A 14,365-nucleotide genomic window follows, 5' to 3' on the forward strand; every position below is an offset into this window, starting at 1 on the left:
TTTTCGACAAGAAATGATTCATGGCCTTGCTGCCGGCGGCAGCGGCCACAAGCAAACGGAGATTCAAGATGCCCGCAATCACTGCAAGCATGGTCGCTGAACTGCGCGCCAAGACCGACGCCCCGATGATGGAGTGCAAGAAGGCGCTGACCGAGGCCGACGGCGACATGGAAAAGGCCGAAGAACTGCTGCGCGTCAAGCTCGGCAGCAAGGCCGGCAAGGCTGCTTCGCGCATCACCGCCGAAGGCGTGGTCGCCGCTGCGGTCGAGGGCAACACGGGCGCCCTGGTCGAAATCAATTGCGAGACCGACTTCGTCTCTAAGAACGACGACTTCCTGGCCTTCTCGAAGGCTGTCGCCGAACTGATCGCCAAGAACAACCCGGCCGACGTGGCTGCCGTCGGCGGCCTGTCGCTGTCGCAAGCCGGCTTCGGCCCGACGGTCGAAGACGTCCGCAAGGGCCTGATCGGCAAGATCGGCGAGAACATGACCATTCGCCGTTTCAAGCGCTACGCGGGCGGCGGCAAGCTGGCCAGCTACCTGCACGGCACGCGCATCGGCGTGATGGTCGAGTTCGACGGTGACGAAGTCGCCGCCAAGGACGTGGCCATGCACGTCGCCGCGATGAAGCCGGTGGCGCTGTCGTCGGCTGAGGTGCCGGCCGACCTGATCGAGAAAGAGCGTTCGGTGGCGACGCTGAAGGCCGCCGAGTCGGGCAAGCCCGCCGACATCGTGACCAAGATGGTCGAAGGCTCGGTGCAGAAGTACCTGAAGGAAGTCAGCCTGAACGACCAAGTCTTCGTGAAGGCCGCCGACGGCAAGCAGACCGTGGCGCAGATGCTCAAGAGCGTGAACACCACGGTCAAGGGCTTCACGCTCTACGTGGTGGGCGAGGGTATCGAGAAGAAGGTGGACGACTTCGCCGCCGAAGTGGCCGCGCAGGTGGCCGCAGCAAAGGGCGCGTGACCCGCAGGGACGCGAACGAACGGGGCCTGAGTGCCCCGTTCTCACGGATAGACTTCGAAGACACGGCGGCACCCACGCCAGGAGAACTCTGAATGCCCGCGTACAAGCGCATCCTGCTCAAACTCTCAGGCGAGGCCCTCATGGGTGACGACGCCTACGGCATCAACCGCTCGACGATCGTGCGCATGGTGCAAGAGGTGCAGGAGGTGACCCAGCTGGGCTGCGAGGTGGCGGTCGTGATTGGCGGCGGCAACATCTTCCGCGGCGTGGCGGGCGGCTCTGTCGGCATGGACCGCGCCACCGCCGACTACATGGGCATGCTGGCCACGGTGATGAACTCGCTGGCCCTGGCCGACACGATGCGCCAGGAAGGCATGACCGCCCGGGTGATGTCGGCCATCAGCATCGAGCAGGTCGTCGAGCCCTATGTGCGGCCGAAGGCACTGCAGTACCTCGAAGAAGGCAAGGTGGTGATCTTCGCCGCTGGCACCGGCAATCCCTTCTTCACGACCGACACGGCCGCCGCGCTGCGCGGGGCCGAGATCGGCGCCGAGATCGTGTTGAAGGCGACCAAGGTCGATGGCGTCTACACCGCCGACCCCAAGAAAGACCCGACCGCCACGCGCTACGCTGATATCACCTTCGACGAAGCGATCAGTCGCAACCTGCAGGTGATGGACGCGACCGCATTCGCGCTTTGCCGTGACCAGAAGCTGCCGATCAAGGTGTTCAGCATCTTCAAGTCGGGGGCGCTGAAGCGTGTCGTGATGGGTGAAGACGAGGGCACACTCGTCCACGTTTGAGGAAATTGAGATGAGCACCGCAGAAATCCGCAAGAACGCCGAGCAGAAGATGGCCCGCTCGGTCGAGTCGTTCAAGAACGAGCTGCAGAAGATCCGCACCGGCCGTGCGCACCCCGGCATCCTGGACCAGGTGCAGGTCGAGTACTACGGCTCGATGGTTCCCATCAGCCAGGTGGCCAACGTGACGCTGCTCGATGCGCGCACGATCAGCGTGCAGCCCTGGGAAAAGGGCCTCGGCCCGAAGATCGAGAAGGCCATCCGCGAGTCGGACCTCGGCCTGAACCCGGCCGCCCAAGGCGACCTGATCCGCGTGCCGATGCCCCCGCTCACTGAAGAGCGTCGCCGCGACCTGACGAAGGTGGTGCGCAACGCCGGTGAAGACGCCAAGGTGGCCGTGCGCAACCTGCGCCGCGACGCCAACGACCAGGCCAAGAAGCTGCTGAAAGACAAAGAGATCGGTGAAGACGAAGAGCGTCGTTCGCTCGATGAAGTCCAGAAGCTCACCGACCGCGTCATCGCCGAGATCGACAAGATGATTTCGGCGAAAGAGGCCGAGATCCTCGCCGTCTGACGCGACCTTGACGGCACCGTTCGTTGCACCCCGCGCCGCTTCCTCGAACCTCGTGACCACCACCTCCCGCATTCCGCGCCACGTCGCCATCGTGATGGACGGCAACGGCCGCTGGGCCAAGAAGCGTTTCATGCCCCGTTTCTTCGGGCACAAGCAGGGGGTCGATGCGCTGGTGCGTGTCGTCCAGGCCTGTGCCGACCGCGGCGTCGAATACCTCACCGTGTTCGCGTTCTCGTCCGAGAACTGGAAGCGCCCGAACGAAGAGGTCTCGGGCCTGATGCGCCTGGGGCTCATCGCTGTGTCGAAGTACCTCGCCAAGATGGCGCGCGATGGCGTGCGCATCCGCATCGCCGGTGACCGCGACAACATCCCGCAGAAGCTGCGCGAGGCCTGGGACCAGGCCGAGGTCATGACGGCCGACAACAAGCGCATCACGCTCACGGTGGCCTTCAACTACGGCGGCCGCTGGGATGTGGTGCAGGCCTGCCGCCGCGCGATGGAAGCGGGCGTGCCACCGGCCTCGCTCGACGAGGCGACGCTCAGCCGCTTCATGGCGATGAGCCACGCACCCGATCCCGACCTCTTCATCCGCACCGGCGGTGAGGTGCGCATCAGCAACTTCCTGCTGTGGCAGGTCGCGTACTCTGAATTTGTTTTCAGCGACTGCCTCTGGCCCGACTTCGGTGAGAAGCAGCTCGATGCGGCCATTGCCGATTTCGCCCGACGTGACCGGCGCTTCGGTGCCGTCGAATCGTCTGCCCCGGTGGCCTCGCAGGCCGTGGCCCAGGTCTGACCATGCTGCTGCAGCGTGTGATCACCGCGCTGGTCCTGCTGGCTGTGCTGCTGCCCGCGATGCTGGTGCCGCAGGCTTGGCCCTTCGCGGTGCTCACTCTGGTGGCCATTGCCGCTGCAGGCTGGGAGTGGGGCCGCCTCAACAGCGCCTCGGGCGTTCCAGCCGTGGCCATGGGGGCCTTGCTGGCGGCCGCTTGCGCCGCTGCGTTTGCGCTCGACTGGGTGCGCCCTGGAGCCAACCCGGTGTGGTGGCTGGCGGTGCTGGTGTGGGTGCTCGGGGGGGCGTGGGCCATCAAGAGCGGGCCCGACGGCTGGCCCCGACTGCCCAAGGCCCTGCGCTGGGGCATCGGCCTCGTGGCGCTGTGGACTGCCTGGCTCGCCCTGGCGAGCGCCAAAACAGTCGGCCTGAACTTCCTGCTGTCGGTGTTCTGCCTCGTGTGGGTGGCCGACATCGCCGCCTACTTTGGCGGGCGCACCTTCGGCCGGCGCAAGCTCGCGCTGGCCATCAGCCCCGGCAAGAGCTGGGAAGGCGTCTGGAGCGGCATGGCCGGCGTGATCGTCCTCGCGTTCGCGTGGATGACCGTCGAGCGACACTTCGGGCTGAGCGACGCAAGCGTTTTCGCTCGACTCGACAACCGGCTGGGCATCGCGGGGATGCTGTTGTCGCTGGTCTTCTTGAGCGCAATGAGCGTGGTCGGCGACCTCACCGAGTCGCTGGTCAAGCGCGCGGCCGGTGCCAAAGACAGCAGCCGGCTGCTGCCCGGCCACGGGGGTGTGCTCGACCGCGTGGACGCGCTGCTGCCGGTGTTCCCGATCGCCATGGCGTTGAGCTTCTTCTGATTCGCGCGCTGAGCTTTTTCTGATCGGACTGCGATGAGCGTCACCTCCCGCCCGCGCCAGCGGGTCTGCATCCTTGGCTCCACGGGCAGCATCGGCACCAGCACGCTCGATGTGCTGTCCCGGCACGCTGACCGCTTCGAGGTCGTTGCGCTCACCGCGCAGTCGCGCATCGCGGATCTCTTGGCTCAGTGCGTGCAATGGCGTCCGCGCTTCGCCGTGGTGCCGGCCACCGGTGCGGCCGAACTGCGCCGCGGGCTGGCCGAGGCTGGCCTGCGCACCGAAGTGCTCGAAGGCCCGCAAGGCCTGTGCGAGGTGGCGGCGCACCCCGACGTGGACAGCGTCATGGCGGCCATCGTCGGAGCCGCCGGTCTGGCGCCGTGCCTCGCAGCCGCGCAGGCCGGCAAGCGCCTGCTGCTCGCCAACAAAGAGGCGCTCGTCGTCGGCGGCGCCTTGTTCATGCGCGCCGTGAAGCAGGGTGGGGCGACGCTGCTACCCATCGACAGCGAGCATTCGGCGATCTTTCAGTGCCTGCCCGAAGACCGCGACACCTGGGCCGCGCGAATCGACCACATCGTGCTGACCGCCTCGGGCGGGCCGTTCCGCCAGCGCGACCCGGCGAGCTTGAAGCAGGTCACGCCCGACGAGGCCTGCGCGCACCCGAACTGGGTGATGGGGCGCAAGATCTCGGTCGACTCGGCGACCATGATGAACAAGGCGCTCGAAGTGATCGAGGCGCGCTGGCTGTTCGACCTCACGCCGGACCAGATCCGTGTGGTGATCCACCCGCAGAGCATCATCCATTCGATGGTCGTGTGCCGCGACCACTCGGTGCTGGCGCAACTGGGCACGCCCGACATGCGTGTGCCGATCGCCTACGGGCTGTCCTTCCCCGAGCGCATCGCGTCGGGCGCGTCGCAGCTCGACTTTCTGAAGCTGTCGGCGCTGCATTTCGAGCCGGCCGATGCCCAGCGCTACCCGGGCTTGCAACTCGCGTGGGACTGCCTGCGAGGCGCCGAGGGCAGCACGGCGGTGCTCAACGCGGCCAACGAGATCGCGGTCGAGTCCTTCCTGGCCGGAACCATCCGCTTTGACCAGATTCACAGCGTCAACGCTGGCGTTCTTGACGGCGTGTCTCCCTCGGCGCACGACTGCGCATCGCTCGAGGGCCTGCTGTCACTCGATGCCCTCGTGCGCGACAAAGCCCGAGAGATCGTCACAAGGCTCACTGCATGACCACGATCACGACGGTTCTGGCGTTCTTGGTGACGCTGAGCATCCTGATCGTCATCCACGAATACGGCCACTACCGCGTGGCGGTCGCCTGCGGTGTCAAGGTGCTGCGCTTCTCGGTCGGATTCGGCCGTGTGCTGTGGCGCCATCAGCGCACGCCGACCAGCACCGAATTCGTGATCTCGGCGTTGCCCTTCGGTGGGTATGTGCGCATGCTGGGGCAGGGCGAAGGCCCGGTCTCACCTGAGCAGCGGCCCTTTGCCTTCGATGCCAAACCGCTGTGGCAGCGCGCGGCCATCGTGTCGGCCGGCCCGCTCGCCAACCTGCTGCTCGCGGTGCTGCTGTACAGCGCCCAGCACTGGGTCGGTTCACAAGAACCCCAGGCCCGCATCGGCACGCCCACCGCCCAAAGCCTGGCCGAGCAGGCCGGGCTGCGAGCCGGCGATTGGGTGAAGGCCGTGTCCATCGACGGCAACGAGTGGCGCGATGTGCGCTCCGCCACTGACCTGCACTGGCAGCTCACGCAGTCGTTGCTGGAGGGGGAACGTCTGCACCTCGCCGTGACCGATGGCGACGGGCGCAGCCGGCGGACCGCCGTGCTCGAACTCGATCGCCTGCCCTCGCGCGAGATGGACGCGGAGACACTGCAACGTGTCGGCCTGGGCGCGCCCTTCATCGAGCCCGTTGCCGAGGTGGTGACGCCCGGCGGGCCGGCTGCACGTGCCGGCCTGCGCGTGGGTGACCGCGTCCTGTCGGTCGACGGGCAGGTCGTCGGGGACGCGGCCGTTCTGCGCGAAGCCATCCGCCTGAGCGCCCCGGCGACGTCACCCGCCCGTGCCATGGAGTGGCGGGTGGACCGTGGCGGCCAGACGCTCACGCTCGCGTTGACGGCCCAGCTCGATGACGATGGCCGGGGTGGCAAGGTGGCGCGCGTGGGCATGGCCTTTCCGCGGCCCGAGACCGTGACGGTGGCTTACGGTCCCTGGGAAGGGGTGTCCCATGCGGTCGGGAAAACCTGGGACATGTCGGTGCTCACCGTGCGCATGCTTGGCCGCATGCTGATCGGCCAAGCCTCGCTCAAGAACATCAGCGGTCCGCTCACCATTGCCGATTACGCGGGCCAGTCGGTGCGGCTCGGGCTGGCGTACTACCTCGGCTTTCTGGCCGTGGTGAGCGTGAGCCTGGGGGTGCTGAACCTGCTGCCCTTGCCCGTCCTCGATGGAGGGCACCTCATGTATTATCTTTTCGAGGCCGTGACCGGGCGTCCGCCATCGGACGCGTGGCTCGAACGGCTCCAGATCGGGGGCATGGCCGTCATCTTCATGATGATGTCGCTGGCCCTCTACAACGACTTGGCCCGCTACCTGGTGCGGTGACGGGCCTGCACAGACACCCGATGCGAATTCCCCCTGCCTGCCGGACGGGTCTCCCGTTCCGTTTCCGCCCGACGCTTGTCTCGATGGCGCTCGCGGCCGCCCTGCAGGCCGGCTCGGCCTGGGCCGTTGAGCCTTTCGTGCTGCGCGACATCCGCGTCGAGGGCCTGCAACGTTCAGACGCGGGCACCGTGTTCGCGTCACTGCCCTTCCGCGTCGGCGACACCTACAACGACGAAAAGGGGGCGGCCGCGCTGCGTGCGCTGTTCGCCACCGGCCTGTTCAAGGACGTGCGCCTGGAGATCGATGGCAACGTCGTCGTCGTGGTCGTCGATGAACGTTCGGTCATCGCCAACATCGACTTCGTCGGCGTGAAAGAATTCGAGAAAGAAGCTCTGGTCAAGTCGCTGAAAGACTTCGGCATCGGCGAAGGCCAGCCCTTCGACAAGGCCCTGGCCGACCGCGCCGAACAAGAGCTGAAGCGCCAGTACCTCACGCGCAGCCTCTACGGCGCCGAGGTGGTGACCACCGTGACGCCGCTGGAGCGCAACCGCGTCAACGTCACTTTCACCGTCACCGAAGGCGGTGTGGCGCGCATCAAAGAGATCCGCATCGTCGGCAACAAGGCTTTCTCCGAAGGCACGCTGACCAGCCAACTCGACCTGAATGACGGCGGCTGGCTGAGCTGGTACACGAAGTCCGACCGCTACTCGCGCGCCAAGCTCACGGCCGACCTCGAAACGCTGCGCTCGTACTACCTGAACCGCGGCTACCTCGAATTCGAGGTGCTTTCGACGCAGGTGGCGATCTCGCCCGACAAGCAAGACATCACGATCACCATCAACGTCAAGGAAGGCCAGCGCTACATCGTCACGGGCGTGAAACTCGAAGGCGAGTACCTCGGCAAAGAAGAAGACTTCAAGACGCTGGTGAAGATCGAGCCCGGCGAGCCCTACCAGGCCGAGCGGGTGGCGGAGACCACGCGCCAGTTCACCGAGCGTTTCGCCACTTTCGGCTACGCCTTTGCTCGGGTCGACGCGCGCCCCGAGATCGACCGCAGCACCGGCCGGGTCGTCATCGCGCTGGTGGCCGACCCGCAGCGCCGCGTGTACGTGCGCCGCATCAACATCGCCGGCAACAGCCGCACGCGCGACGAGGTGATCCGCCGCGAGTTTCGCCAGTTCGAATCGTCGTGGTACGACGGCCGGCGCATCAAGCTGTCGCGCGACCGCGTGGACCGGCTGGGCTACTTCCGCGAGGTGTCGATCGACACCGAAGAGGTGCCGGGCACGCCCGACCAGGTCGATCTGAACATGACCGTGACCGAACGCCCCACCGGCAACCTGCTGCTGGGCGCGGGATTTTCGAGCGCCGACCGCTTCTCGATCACCGGCTCGATCAAGCAGGACAACGTGTTCGGCTCCGGCAACTACCTCGGCATCGAGGTGAACACCAGCAAGTCGAGTCGCACCGTGGTGTTCAGCACGGTCGACCCGTACTTCACCATCGACGGCATCTCGCGCGCGTTCGACGTCTACTACCGCACCCAACAACCGATCAACAGCCAGGGTGAGGACTACAAGCTCATCACGCCGGGTGCTTCGGTGCGCTTCGGGGTGCCGTTCACCGAGTACGACACCGTGTTCTTCGGCATCGGCGCCGAGCAGACCGAGATCCGCGGCGACAACGCGATGCCGCAAAGCTACCTCACGTACATCAAGGACTTCCAGTCGCGCAAGACGACCGCGGTGCCCTTGACCATCGGCTGGGCGCGCGACCAGCGCGACAGCGTCCTCGTGCCCAACGAGGGCCGCTACCAGCGCATCAACTTCGACTGGAGCGTCGCCGGCGACGCGCGCTACCTGCGCACCAACCTGCAGTACCAGCAGTACTGGCCGCTGAGCAAGCGCTACACCTTTGCCGTCAACGCCGAAATGGGCATCGGCAAGGGGCTGGGCGGCAAGCCGTATCCCATCTTCAAGAACTTCTACGGCGGCGGCCTGGGCACGGTGCGTGCATTCGACCAGGGCTCGCTGGGGCCCGTGGACCAGACCGGGGCGTACATCGGCGGCAACCGGCGGGTCAACCTCAACAGCGAGCTGTACCTGCCCATTCCGGGTGCGGGCAACGACCGCACATTGCGCTGGTTCGGCTACGTGGACGTGGGCGGTGTCTGGGGCGCCGAAGACAAGGTCGATGCCGAAGGGCTGCGCGCCTCGGCCGGCCTGGGGCTGAGCTGGGTGTCGCCGATCGGCCCGCTCAAGCTGAGCTACGGGGCCCCGATCCGCTACGAGTCGAACGATAGAATCCAGCGCCTGCAATTTCAGATTGGGACCGCGTTCTGATGAAAAGCTTTCGCACCAAGTCCCTGGCTGCCGTGGCGGCCTGCCTCGTGGGCATGGCCTGGTGGACGAACGCCGCCGCGCAGGACCTCAAGATCGGCTTCGTCAACAACGACCGCGTGCTGCGCGAGGCCTTGCCGGCCAAGGCCGCCGACGCCAAGTTGCGCGCCGAGTTCGTGCGCCGCGACAAAGAATTGCAAGAGATGGGCGAGCGGCTGAAGGCCGCCGCCGACCGCTTCGACAAAGACCAGCCGACCATGACCGAGGCGGAACGCCAACGCCGCCAGCGCGAGTTGGTCGAGCAAGAGCGCGAAGTGCAGCGCAAACGCCGCGAATACCAAGAAGACCTCAACCAGCGCCGCAACGAAGAACTGGCCTCGGTGTTCGAACGCACCGGCAAGGTGATCAAGCAGATCCAGGAGGTCGAGAAGTACGACCTGATCCTGCAAGAGGCCTTCTACGCCGGCCCGCGCGTGGACATCACCGAGAAGGTCATCAAGGCCCTGAACGCCCAGGCCGGCAAGTGAGCCCTGGGCCCACGCACGTGCAGGCCACGCTCGGTGAGATCGCGGCCCACCTGGGTGGCGAACTGATCGGTGATGCGCAGGTCGTGGTCTCGCGCATCGGCCCGCTCGAAGGGGCTGCGGCCGACACGATCTCGTTTCTGTCCAACCCCCGCTACCAGCCGCAACTGGCCGCATCGAACGCCGGCTGCGTGATCGTCGCGCCCGCGATGCGCGAGGCGGCTGTGGCACGCGGGGCCGCACTCGTCACGCCCGACCCTTACCTCGCCTATGCGCGCCTGAGCCGGTGGTGGGCCGCCAAGCGCGCGCGGCCGGTGGCGGCCGGCGTGCATGCTTCGGCGGTGGTCGCGCCCGACGCACAGGTGGCCGCGACGGCACACGTTGGGCCGGGCGCCGTGATCGAAGCCGGCGCCTCGGTCGAAGAGGGCGCCTCGATCGGCGCGCTGTGCGTCATTGGCGCCGGGGCCTTCGTCGGCCGCGACAGCCGCCTCGCCCCGCGCGTCACGCTCGGTGAAGACTGCCGCATCGGCGAACGCTGCATCGTGCACAGCGGCGTGGTGATCGGCGCCGACGGCTTTGGCTTCGCGCCCACGCAAGGCCGCTGGGAAAAGATCGCGCAACTCGGCGCCGTGCGCATCGGCAACGACGTCGAGATCGGCGCCAACACCTGCATCGACCGTGGCGCGCTCGACGACACCGTCATCGAAGACGGCGTGAAGCTCGACAACCTCATCCAAATCGGCCACAACGTGCAGGTCGGCGCGCACAGCGCGATGGCAGGCTGCGCCGGCGTGGCCGGCAGCGCCACCATTGGCAAAGGCTGCACGGTCGGCGGCGGCGCCATCGTGCTGGGTCACCTGAAGCTGGCCGACGGCGTGCACGTGTCGGCCGCGAGCGTGGTGATGCGCTCGATCAACAAGCCGGGCCAATACAGCGGCGTGTTTCCCATCGACGACAATGCCGCCTGGGAAAAGAACGCCGCCACGCTGCGGCAACTGCACACCCTCAGAGAACGGCTTCGAGCCGTCGAGAAGACGGTCGAACAAGGCCTGTCGTCCCCTGCGCCCGCGTCTTCCGAGACACCCCCGACACCAGAACAACGATGAAGATGGACATCTACGAGATCCTCAAGAAGCTGCCGCACCGCTACCCGATCCTGCTGGTCGATCGCGTGCTGGCGCTTGAGACGGGCAAGCGCATCCAGGCGATCAAGAACGTCAGCGTCAACGAGCCGTTCTTCACCGGGCACTTTCCGCACCGCCCGGTGATGCCGGGCGTGCTGATGCTCGAAGCGCTGGCGCAGGCCGCCGCGCTGCTGGCCTTCGACACGCTGGGCGTGACGCCCGACGACAAGACCGTCTACTACTTCGCCGGCATCGACGGCGCGCGCTTCAAGCGCCCGGTCGAGCCAGGCGACCAGCTCACGCTTGACGTGACGCTCGACCGCATGAAGTCGGGCATGTTCAAGTTCACGGCCAAGGCGCTGGTGGGCGAAGAGCTCGCCGTCGAAGCCGAGCTGATGTGCACGATGCGTCGCATCGCCTGAGCGCGCACGGAGGCCCCACGATGGCGAACATCCACCCCTCGGCAATCGTTGACCCGGGCGCGCAGCTGGGCCAGTCGGTCAGCATCGGTGCGTTCACGGTCATCGGGCCGCATGTGCGCATCGACGAAGGCACGACGGTTGGCCCGCACTGCGTGATCGAGGGCCACACGACCATCGGCCGCGACAACCGCATCTTCCAGTTCGCCTCGCTGGGCGCTGCCCCGCAAGACAAGAAGTACGCCGGCGAGCCGACCGAGTTGCGCATCGGCGACCGCAACACCATCCGCGAGTTCACGACCTTCAACACCGGCACGGTGCAGGACGACGGCATCACGCAGCTCGGTGACGACAACTGGATGATGGCCTACACCCACCTCGCGCACGACTGCAAGGTGGGCAACAAGACCATCTTCGCCAACAACGCGCAGATCGCCGGCCACGTGCATGTGGGCGACTGGGTCATTCTCGGCGGCTACACGCAGGTGCACCAGTTCGTGAAGATCGGCGCGCATGCGATGACCGGCATGGGCACGACGCTGCTGCAAGACGTGCCGCCGTTCTCGATGATCTCGGGCAACCCGGCCGAGGCGCGCAGCTTCAACATCGAAGGCCTCAAGCGCCGCGGCTTCAGCGCCGAGCGCATCAAGGCGGTCAAGCAGATGCACAAGCTGCTCTACCGCCAGGGCCTCGCGCTCGAAGAGGCGCGCAGCGCCATCGAGGCGCTGGCGACCGAGCTGCCCGAGGCCAGCGACGACGTCGCGCTGATGACCGGCTTTCTCGCCACCGCGTCGCGCGGCATCGTCCGTTGACCCGCGTTCGCTGACCCTGTCATGCCGGCAAGTTCTCTGCGTCTGGCGATGGTCGCCGGCGAAACGTCGGGCGACTTGCTCGCGAGCCTGCTGCTCCAAGGGCTGAAGGCGCGCTGGCCCGACCTGCGGGCTGCCGGGATTGGCGGCCCGAAGATGGCCGCGCTGGGCTTCGACGCCTGGTGGCCGCACGAGAAGCTGGCGGTGCGCGGTTATGTCGAGGTGCTGCGGCACTACCGCGAGATCGTCGGCATCCGCCGCCAGCTCGCCGAACGCCTACTGGCCGACAAGCCCGACGCCTTCATCGGCGTCGATGCGCCCGACTTCAACCTCGACCTCGAAGCGCAGCTCAAGGCGCAGGGCGTGAAGTCGATCCACTTCGTGAGCCCGTCGATCTGGGCCTGGCGGGGCGAGCGCATCCAGAAGATCCAGCGTTCGGTGGACCACGTGCTGTGCATCTTCCCGTTCGAGCCGGCGATCTATGCGAAGCACGGCATCCCGGCGAGCTACGTTGGGCACCCGCTGGCCGATGCCATTCCGCTCGACGTGCCGCGAGCGGCGAGCCGCCAGGCGCTGGGCCTGGGCGAGGCCGACACCGTGGTGGCGCTGCTGCCCGGCAGTCGCCGCAGCGAGATCGAATACGTCGCGCCGCGCCTCTTGCAGGCCGCCGCGCTGATCCACCGCCAGCGGCCCGAGCTGCGCTTCGTACTGCCGGTGGTGCCGGGCCTGCAGTCGCTGGTCGAGCCGATGCACGCGAAGTACGCCTCGGGCGTGCGCATTGACTTGCTCAACGGGCGCTCGCACGAGGCGCTGGCCGCCTGCGACGTGACCTTGATCGCCAGCGGCACCGCCACGCTCGAAGCCGCGCTCTTCAAGCGACCCATGGTCATCACCTACGCGATGAACTGGATCAGCTGGCAGATGATGAAGCGCATGAAGTACCAGCCCTGGGTCGGGCTGCCGAACATCCTGCTCAACGACTTTGCCGTGCCCGAGCTGCTGCAAGACGAGGCCACGCCGCAAAAGCTGGCCGAGGCGGCCTTCGCCTGGCTCGACCAACCCGCCCGAGGCGAGGCCCTCGTCGCACGCTTCACCCAACTGCACCACGACCTGCGCCGCAACACCGCACAGGCTGCCACCGATGCGATCGAAAAAGTCCTCGCCGCCTGAGCAACTCGGCCTCAACTTCGACGTGCTGGGCCTCGTGGCCGGCGTGGACGAGGCCGGCCGTGGCCCGCTGGCCGGGCCGGTGGTCGCGGCGGCGGTGATCCTCGACGACGCCAAGCGCATCAAAGGGCTCAACGACTCGAAGCAGCTCACAGCCCGCGTGCGAGACCGGCTCTACGACGAGATCCGCGAGAAGGCGCTGTGCTGTTCGATTGCCGAGGCCACCGTCGAAGAGATCGACTCGCTGAACATTCTGCACGCCACCATGCTGGCGATGCGCCGCGCCGTCGAGGGCCTGCGGCTCAAGCCTGCCAAGGTGCTGGTCGATGGCAACCGCGTGCCGGTGCTGCGCGTGCCCTGCGAGGCCATCGTGAAAGGCGATGCCAAGGTCAAGGCGATCTCGGCGGCGTCCATTCTCGCCAAGGTGCACCGCGACCGGCTGTGCCTGACGCTGCACGAGATGCACCCGCAATACGGCTTCGACGGGCACAAGGGTTACCCGACGCCCGAGCACTTGGCGGCGCTGAAGGCACACGGCGCCTGCTCGCACCACCGGCGCTCGTTCGCGCCGGTGCGCGAGCTGTTCGCCACCGAGTGACGCCATGACCAGCGCGGCGCCGAACGTCAAGGCCATCACCTCGCGCGACAACCCGCTGCTGGTGAAGCTGCGCAAGCTCGCGCAGGACGGCGGCGGCTACCGCAAGCTCGGCGAGGTGTGGATCGAAGGCGACCATCTGTGCTCGGCCTTCGTGCAGCGCGGCGGCATGGCGGTGCAGGCCGTAATAACCGAAGAAGCCTGGGGCGACCCGGCCTTGCGCCGGCTGGCGAGCGCCGCGGCTGCGACCGCCATCGTGCCGGCGGCCTTGATGGCGGGCCTGAGCACGCTGGAGTCGCCTGCGCCTCTGGGGTATGTGATTCCGTGGGCCGGGGCGCAGGTCATCGAACCCCACGCCCCGACCGTCGTGCTCGACCGGCTGCAAGACGCTGGCAACGTCGGCGCGGTGCTACGCAGCGCGGCCGCATTCGGTTTCACGCAGGCCATTGCCATCAAGGGCACGGCCGCGCTCTGGTCACCCAAGGTGCTGCGCGCCGGCATGGGTGCACATTTCGGGCTGCACTTGGTCGAAGCGCAGGGCGACGACGCGCTCACCGCCCTGCAGGTGCCGGTGTTCGCCACCAGCTCGCACGCTGACCTGGCCATCCACGAGGCGGCCTTGCCGTGGCCCTGTGGGTGGGTGCTGGGCCACGAAGGGCAGGGCGTGTCGCACGCCCTGCTGCAAGGCTGTGCGCAGGCGCTGCGCATTCCGCAGCCGGGCGGTGAAGAGTCGCTGAACGTGGCCGCCGCCGCCGCCGTGTGTTTGTACGAGACGGCGCGGCAGCGCCTGGTGGCGGGCGGCTGAGGCGGG

The 14,365-nt window shown here is 67.2% G+C and carries 15 protein-coding genes; all 15 read left to right on the forward strand.

The annotated features are described in order from the left end of the window. Positions 1-68 precede the first annotated feature (68 nt). The 15 genes from tsf to AC1KAT_RS21640 all read left to right on the forward strand — a co-directional run bounded on the left by tsf (position 69) and on the right by AC1KAT_RS21640 (position 14,359). Complete coding sequence (gene tsf, locus AC1KAT_RS21570) at positions 69-965, forward strand: translation elongation factor Ts (RefSeq protein WP_480329300.1); 897 nt, start codon at positions 69-71, stop codon at positions 963-965. A gap of 92 nt (positions 966-1,057) precedes the next feature. Continuing rightward, complete coding sequence (pyrH, locus tag AC1KAT_RS21575; RefSeq protein ID WP_480329302.1) at positions 1,058-1,768, forward strand: UMP kinase; 711 nt, start codon at positions 1,058-1,060, stop codon at positions 1,766-1,768. Between the two features lie 10 nt (positions 1,769-1,778). After that, the gene (gene frr, locus AC1KAT_RS21580) at positions 1,779-2,339 is read left to right on the forward strand and encodes a ribosome recycling factor (RefSeq protein WP_480329304.1); all 561 of its coding nucleotides are present in this window, start codon (positions 1,779-1,781) and stop codon (positions 2,337-2,339) included. Between the two features lie 52 nt (positions 2,340-2,391). After that, complete coding sequence (gene uppS, locus AC1KAT_RS21585; protein ID WP_480329306.1) at positions 2,392-3,132, forward strand: polyprenyl diphosphate synthase; 741 nt, start codon at positions 2,392-2,394, stop codon at positions 3,130-3,132. A gap of 2 nt (positions 3,133-3,134) precedes the next feature. Continuing rightward, the gene (locus AC1KAT_RS21590) at positions 3,135-3,971 is read left to right on the forward strand and encodes a phosphatidate cytidylyltransferase (RefSeq protein WP_480329307.1); all 837 of its coding nucleotides are present in this window, start codon (positions 3,135-3,137) and stop codon (positions 3,969-3,971) included. A gap of 33 nt (positions 3,972-4,004) precedes the next feature. Next, positions 4,005-5,204 (forward strand): 1-deoxy-D-xylulose-5-phosphate reductoisomerase, encoded by a 1,200-nt coding sequence (gene ispC / locus AC1KAT_RS21595; RefSeq protein ID WP_480329309.1) that lies wholly within the window; start codon positions 4,005-4,007, stop codon positions 5,202-5,204. Continuing rightward, positions 5,201-6,577 carry an RIP metalloprotease RseP gene (gene rseP, locus AC1KAT_RS21600; protein ID WP_480329311.1) on the forward strand — a complete coding sequence of 459 codons (1,377 nt, stop codon included), beginning with the start codon at positions 5,201-5,203 and terminating at the stop codon, positions 6,575-6,577. The genes ispC and rseP overlap by 4 nt, the downstream gene beginning before the upstream one ends. 83 nt (positions 6,578-6,660) lie before the next feature. After that, positions 6,661-8,919, forward strand: coding sequence for an outer membrane protein assembly factor BamA (bamA, locus tag AC1KAT_RS21605; protein WP_480329313.1), 2,259 nt, complete (start codon positions 6,661-6,663; stop codon positions 8,917-8,919). Next, positions 8,919-9,443: an OmpH/Skp family outer membrane protein gene (locus tag AC1KAT_RS21610; RefSeq protein ID WP_480329315.1), complete on the forward strand. Its 525-nt coding sequence runs from the start codon at positions 8,919-8,921 to the stop codon at positions 9,441-9,443. The genes bamA and AC1KAT_RS21610 overlap by 1 nt, the downstream gene beginning before the upstream one ends. A gap of 17 nt (positions 9,444-9,460) precedes the next feature. After that, positions 9,461-10,546: a UDP-3-O-(3-hydroxymyristoyl)glucosamine N-acyltransferase gene (lpxD, locus tag AC1KAT_RS21615; RefSeq protein ID WP_480329366.1), complete on the forward strand. Its 1,086-nt coding sequence runs from the start codon at positions 9,461-9,463 to the stop codon at positions 10,544-10,546. A 2-nt stretch (positions 10,547-10,548) separates the two neighbouring features. Further along, positions 10,549-10,986, forward strand: coding sequence for a 3-hydroxyacyl-ACP dehydratase FabZ (fabZ, locus tag AC1KAT_RS21620; RefSeq protein WP_480329368.1), 438 nt, complete (start codon positions 10,549-10,551; stop codon positions 10,984-10,986). A gap of 20 nt (positions 10,987-11,006) precedes the next feature. After that, a complete protein-coding gene (lpxA, locus tag AC1KAT_RS21625; protein ID WP_480329317.1) occupies positions 11,007-11,795 on the forward strand; it encodes an acyl-ACP--UDP-N-acetylglucosamine O-acyltransferase in 789 nt (262 codons plus the stop codon). A 21-nt stretch (positions 11,796-11,816) separates the two neighbouring features. Further along, positions 11,817-12,962 carry a lipid-A-disaccharide synthase gene (lpxB, locus tag AC1KAT_RS21630; RefSeq protein WP_480329319.1) on the forward strand — a complete coding sequence of 382 codons (1,146 nt, stop codon included), beginning with the start codon at positions 11,817-11,819 and terminating at the stop codon, positions 12,960-12,962. Then, the gene (rnhB, locus tag AC1KAT_RS21635; protein ID WP_480329321.1) at positions 12,934-13,557 is read left to right on the forward strand and encodes a ribonuclease HII; all 624 of its coding nucleotides are present in this window, start codon (positions 12,934-12,936) and stop codon (positions 13,555-13,557) included. The genes lpxB and rnhB overlap by 29 nt, the downstream gene beginning before the upstream one ends. 4 nt (positions 13,558-13,561) lie before the next feature. After that, positions 13,562-14,359 (forward strand): TrmH family RNA methyltransferase, encoded by a 798-nt coding sequence (locus tag AC1KAT_RS21640; RefSeq protein WP_480329323.1) that lies wholly within the window; start codon positions 13,562-13,564, stop codon positions 14,357-14,359. Positions 14,360-14,365 lie beyond the last annotated feature (6 nt).

It is taken from the genome of Piscinibacter sp. PDB5-1, assembly GCF_056676035.1.